The organism is Roseateles sp. (assembly GCF_039929605.1).
Taxonomy (GTDB): Bacteria; Pseudomonadota; Gammaproteobacteria; order Burkholderiales; family Burkholderiaceae_C; genus Pelomonas.
Window position 1 is genome coordinate 1 of the sequence record NZ_JBDSQX010000142.1, and the last position, 4,876, is coordinate 4,876.

6 protein-coding genes and 1 pseudogene are annotated in these 4,876 nt (G+C 65.5%); 1 reads left to right on the forward strand and 6 read right to left on the reverse strand.

From position 1 onward, the window contains the following. From ABIS05_RS19790 to ABIS05_RS19800, 3 genes are all read right to left on the reverse strand, one after another. A partial coding sequence (locus ABIS05_RS19790; RefSeq protein ID WP_348012485.1) for a transposase occupies positions 1-176 on the reverse strand: 176 nt, incomplete at its 3' end. A gap of 162 nt (positions 177-338) precedes the next feature. Next, a complete protein-coding gene (locus ABIS05_RS19795) occupies positions 339-734 on the reverse strand; it encodes a type II toxin-antitoxin system VapC family toxin (protein ID WP_348012480.1) in 396 nt (131 codons plus the stop codon). Further along, positions 731-988 carry an AbrB/MazE/SpoVT family DNA-binding domain-containing protein gene (locus ABIS05_RS19800; protein ID WP_348012481.1) on the reverse strand — a complete coding sequence of 86 codons (258 nt, stop codon included), beginning with the start codon at positions 986-988 and terminating at the stop codon, positions 731-733. Before ABIS05_RS19800 ends, ABIS05_RS19795 begins: the two co-directional genes overlap by 4 nt. Positions 989-1,357: 369 nt before the next feature. Between ABIS05_RS19800 and ABIS05_RS19805 the strand changes: the two genes are divergently transcribed. After that, positions 1,358-2,254 (forward strand): PEP-CTERM sorting domain-containing protein, encoded by an 897-nt coding sequence (locus tag ABIS05_RS19805; protein ID WP_348012482.1) that lies wholly within the window; start codon positions 1,358-1,360, stop codon positions 2,252-2,254. A gap of 46 nt (positions 2,255-2,300) precedes the next feature. Here the strand turns inward: ABIS05_RS19805 and ABIS05_RS19810 are convergent, their stop codons facing one another. The 3 genes and pseudogenes from ABIS05_RS19810 to ABIS05_RS19820 form a co-directional block, all read right to left on the reverse strand. Then, on the reverse strand, positions 2,301-3,140 hold the full coding sequence (locus tag ABIS05_RS19810) for a spondin domain-containing protein (RefSeq protein WP_348012483.1): 840 nt from the start codon (positions 3,138-3,140) through the stop codon (positions 2,301-2,303). A gap of 288 nt (positions 3,141-3,428) precedes the next feature. Next, entirely contained in the window at positions 3,429-4,649 is a 1,221-nt protein-coding gene (locus ABIS05_RS19815) for a hypothetical protein (RefSeq protein ID WP_348012484.1), read from the reverse strand. 106 nt (positions 4,650-4,755) lie between these two features. Then, positions 4,756-4,876 (reverse strand): annotated as a pseudogene (locus ABIS05_RS19820) (IS5/IS1182 family transposase); the annotation flags it as partial.

Sequence of the window (4,876 nt, forward strand, 5' to 3'; positions counted from 1 at the left end):
CCGCTGAGCTTGCCGGCCCGGCTGGCTTTGACCCAGTTGAACAAGGTCTGGTCCACCACGCCCAGCGTGCGTGCCGCCGCTGCAATGCTCTGCCCGCCTTCGACCAGGCGCACCGCCTCTTGCTTGAACTCCAGCGTGTAACGCGCCCTGGCAGCGCCTGTCTTTGTCTTCGTCATTTCGTTTCCTCTTGCTTGGATTGAATCACTCAGCAAGGGATACGCTTTTCGGGGGCAAGGTCATTGGGGTTCACTGCGTTCACCCCAACCTACGAAAAGCTCCATGCGCTACCGCCGCGCCAGCTCGTAGGTGTCGCGACCCGCCCTACGAATTCCGCTCGCTCACATCACCCGCACATCCGGCAACTTCGCCATTCGCCTGTCGAACGTTGCCGTGAATTCGCAGCCCAACTGCTGGTGTTTGGCCGTAATCAAGCAGTCCGAGAACCCGCACGACGCTTTCGCGAACAGGTCGGCCGCCACCGCGACCGCATCGCGGTGCTCGAAGCAAAACGCGGGCTCGTCCAACAGGCTGTGCACGGCCGCAAGCTGGGCGGCCTTGTCCTGCGCATAGGCCGACGCCAGAACCCACAGCGCCTCGGCCAACACCACGTCGGTCACGAGCAGCGAGCCCATGCCTTGGCCATATTCGCTCAGCAGGGCCTCGACGCGCGGCGCCTGTGCGGGGTCGTCGTTCAGCCACAGGCGCAACAGCACATTCGTGTCGAGCCCGATCACCGCTTGGCCTTGGCGTGCTTGCCGCGAAGCTGCGCGGCGATGCCAGCGTCCATGTCTTCCACCGACAGCGGCGCAGCGTGGGGCGACTTCAACAGCCCGCGCAGGCGCAGCGCATTGGGCTTGATGGCGCGCACGGTGATGGTGTCGTCTGCCATCAGTTCAAAGTCCAGCGTCGAGCCTGCATCCAGGCCGAGCCGATCACGGATTTCCTTGGGCAGCGTGACCTGCCCTTTGCTGGTGAGAGTGGCGAGCATGAGAACTCCTTGCCTTTGATGCCTTACATGGTATGCGAGTAAGGAATTTGCGGCAAAGCCAGGTGCCCGCCGCGCTGGCCGGCCTCAAAACCGCTTGATCCTCAATCAGGCGGCGAGGCGCCTCCGACTCAGGAACAGGCTGGGCTCGATTCGCGGCTGACCTTGCGTGAGCGGCGCCTCGTTCGTCGGCGATTTCCCGCAACGCCGACACCTGGACGGTCCCCAAAAGCGACACCTGCGGTGTACAGACGTATTTCGAGCGCGCCGTGGATCAGCCGGATTTAGGGACTGACGGCGCCTGGGCGGACGCATAGCCTTCGGTCACCACACAAGGAGACCGACATGCGCATCCATCACCAGAGAGACACCATGCCCACCAAATACCTTCGAGGGATTTTGGCCGCGTCGTGGCTGACGATGTCGCTTTCAGCGATGGCGGCCACCGTCCAGGTGGAGGCGTTCATCCGGAGCACGAGCGCGGACAACGTCGTCACCAATCCCACCATCTGCACGCCGGGCAGCACCCTGACGACAGAGTGCGTGTCCTTCGCGCAGACCATCGGCCTCGGCTCGCCGACGACGGACACCGGCACGGTGACCCACCTGCGTTCCACGTTCGACAACGGCAACGTCTCACAGGTGCCGAACTTCGTGCTGAACGGCAATGCACGCGCGTTTGCGGATTTCGGCCAGCTTCACGCCTCCACCTTCGTTCAGATCCAGGGCGCCGGCGGCAACAACGTCAGCATGGGTGGGCGCTCCTTCGCGCAGTTGACGGATCTCGTGACCGTCCATTCGTCCGTGCTGCCTGTCGGCAGCCCGGTGACGGTCAAGATGACGATGGACGTGAGCGGGGTCGGTGGTGGGTGGATGAGTTTCGGCATCAACGCGTTCGTCCAGCGGGTGGGCGTGGCGACCGACTCCGGCGGCGACGCGTTGCAGGACTACGAGACGACCTACAGCGCCAAGGTGGGCGACAGGTTCCGGGTCGTCTACGGATTGGCGGCCTACGCGCGAACTGTCTCGACCGCCTGGGGGCCTGCCAACGTGCTCAATGGGCGCAACAACAGCTCCGACTACGGCAACTCCGTGCATCTCTACATGGGAGGCCTGGACCCGTCGCTGGGCGTCACGCTGCAGAACGACAACGGCTTCACCTATGCCACCTCAGCCGTGCCCGAGCCCGCCGCGACATGGCTGCTGCTGACCGGGCTGCCGGTGCTGGCGTGGCGGGCTCGCCGCCGTCATCGCACGTCGGCGAACTAATTGGCTGCTGAGGAAGCAGGGCCTGGCAGCCCTGCGCAGACCGTTCTCAGACCTTGTGCGCCGACCCGGCGCCTGCGCGCTTGCGCAGCAGGTGGAGCAGCGGCAGTCCGCCCGCCAGCATCAGGGCCCAACCGCTCGGCTCGGGCACTGCGCTGATGGTGAGGCTGGCTGCAGGGCCCGGCAGCCAGTTCCAGGCCGCGGGCGCATTCGCGTCGCCGCGAATGCCGAGGTGAGTGGTGATCAAACCGCCTTCGGGATCGCGCGCGTTGCCCAGCCCGAGTGCGCCGAGAAAGCCATTGGCCTCGCTGTTCTTCTCCGAGCCCGCGTCGTAGCCGTACAGGTTGATCGTGACGGTGACGGTGCCGGTGATGGTCGACAGGTCCAGGCCGCTGACGCCAACGAAGCCGTCATTCGTCCAGCCCAGCATGCTGGCGAACGACAGCAGGTGGTGCGAAGCATCCGCCTGCACCCTTATCGTCACGGAGTCCTGTTGAGGCAGCGGGGAAGACAGCGGCGCTGCGACGCTGAGCACGCTCGTGCCGACCAAGGCGTTGACTTCGTCGAGCAGGAAGCTGCGATTGCCGCCTTCTGCAATGCGCCAGATCGTCTCCGGTGCGGCCTGGCCGACTGTGTAGGCCGTGTAGTCGGCGCTGTGCGTGATGAACACCGGTGGCGAAAGCCGCTGGCCGGTCTGTTCGGTCGCCGCACCCGTCGTGGCGGCATTGCTCGTGAGGTTCTTGAAAGTGATGTCGTAAGCCGGCGCTTGTGCGGCGGCCAGTTGAGGAAGCGAGAGGGCCGCTACAAGCGCCACCCCGAGGGCGGCCAGCCGATGGGGCGCGATGGCTGTTCGTTGGGTGGCGGGGGCGGCGTGATTTGCGGTGTTCATTCGAGAGATCTCCTGTTGGTTGGCACGCAGGGCAACACCCTGCGTGCTGCAGTCGCTGCCGGGCTGCGGCCATTACTCCCTAGCTTCATAGCAGCCACTCGGATGGGGGTGTTCTTGTAAGGAGCAGGGCCGAGGGTCGACGAAGGCGCGCGCAGGAAAGCCGAAAGGCCCCAGAAGCCGATCGCCGCGCGTACGGCGCGTAGGTTGGCGTGAGCCTTCGAACCCCGACGCTTGGGCCGGCAGAATTCGTTGGGGTTCACTCCATTCACCCCAACCCACCGAGAGCACTCAGGCGGCCTGCAAGACCATGCGGCCCACGGCCTTGGGACCCGCCGGGTTCGCGCCACGGCGCAGCAGTGCCTTGGCGCTGGCGTCGTCGCGCAGATGGGCATCGAAGAAAGCGGCTTCCCAGCCACGTGTCTCGGCCTGCGCCGCCTCGTCCATGGCATGGGTCTGGCCCTTCATTTCCACCACCCAGGCCGGGCCGCCCGTGGCGCGCGCGGCAGCCAGCACGTCGGTGGCCGGCACGTTGCGGTCCAGTTCGCCGCTGACTGCGAACCAGGGACGCTTGACGGTGGCGAGGCCAGCGAAGTCAAAGCCGAAATTCCAGAAGTTGGGGATCGCCCCGGGGGGTAGGCCCATGCTCTGCGCCGCAGCCTTGCCGAAGCCAGCAAAGGGCACCGTCCCGAAGCCGGCCTTGATGCGCTCGTCTGCGAGAGATCGGCCGGGCTGCGCAGGGTTCAGGCCGCCCATCAGCGAGAGCACCGTGAGCCCGCCGGCGCTACTACCGGAGGCGCCTATGCGTGCGGCGTCGATGTGCGCTGCGTAGAGGGGGTGGGCCAACACATGGTCCAACGCCGCGCGCACGGCCAGGGTCCGAAGGGCGACCGATTCTTCGAACCCCGGTGTGCGGCCGTCGCCGTGATAGACGTCGATCACCACATAGCCCAGCGAGGCCAGATGCTGGAGTTTCCAGATGTGCCAGAGCCCATGGGTGTTCTGGCCGCCGGAGTGGACGATCAACGGGTAACGCGCACCGTCATCGGCAAATAACGGGGCCTCGCCGGGGCGCTGCATGTGCGGCAGGCGATACCAGCCATGCTCTTCCGGGAAGGTGTACTCGGGCCTGGGGTTGCTGGCCGGCGTCGGGTAGTAGACGGTCAGCACCACCGGAAGGCTGAGCCCCGCCAGGCGTCCTGCATAGGGCCAGTCTTGAGGCACCTTGACGTCGATCACCAGCGAGGCCTGCCGGTCCTGGAGCACTTGGTCGACGTAGAGCGCGCCTTGGGGCTGCAGTCGTCCGATCAGGTAGTGCTCCATCGGGGCTGTGGTGGACTTGTGGGCCAGCATGCAGCTGGTGCCCACCTCGTAGGGGCCGAAGCCCGTTGTCCAACCGCCAGCCTCGGCGGCGCCACCTGCTGCTGCAAGTGGCGCCAGCAGCATCCCCTGCAAGAAGCGGCGCCGTTCCAAGCCGACCGTCTGTGTGGCCTTGACGTCTGTAACTTTCAAAATTCAATCCCCCCTGGGCCACCGTGGCCGGACGGCAGTGTGCGCGAACCGGGGCCAGCGCTCAAATGAAGAAGCCTCGCCACGTGTCTGTCGGCGGTCTTAGAGCCTATCCGTAAATAATGTTTATTGTCAGCGGCACCTTGCGGAACGCGATGATCGCTGCGGCGATGTGGTTGAGCGCGAGGAAGCTGCGATCGAGTTTCTCGTATCGCACGAGCAGCTTGCGG

Bases quoted from the DNA above. Each gene is read 5' to 3' on its own strand.
- ABIS05_RS19810 (WP_348012483.1), bottom strand. From the start codon at position 3,140: ATGAACACCGCAAATCACGCCGCCCCCGCCACCCAACGAACAGCCATC.
- ABIS05_RS19800 (WP_348012481.1), bottom strand. From the start codon at position 988: ATGCTCGCCACTCTCACCAGCAAAGGGCAGGTCACGCTGCCCAAGGAA.
- ABIS05_RS19805 (WP_348012482.1), top strand. From the start codon at position 1,358: ATGCCCACCAAATACCTTCGAGGGATTTTGGCCGCGTCGTGGCTGACG.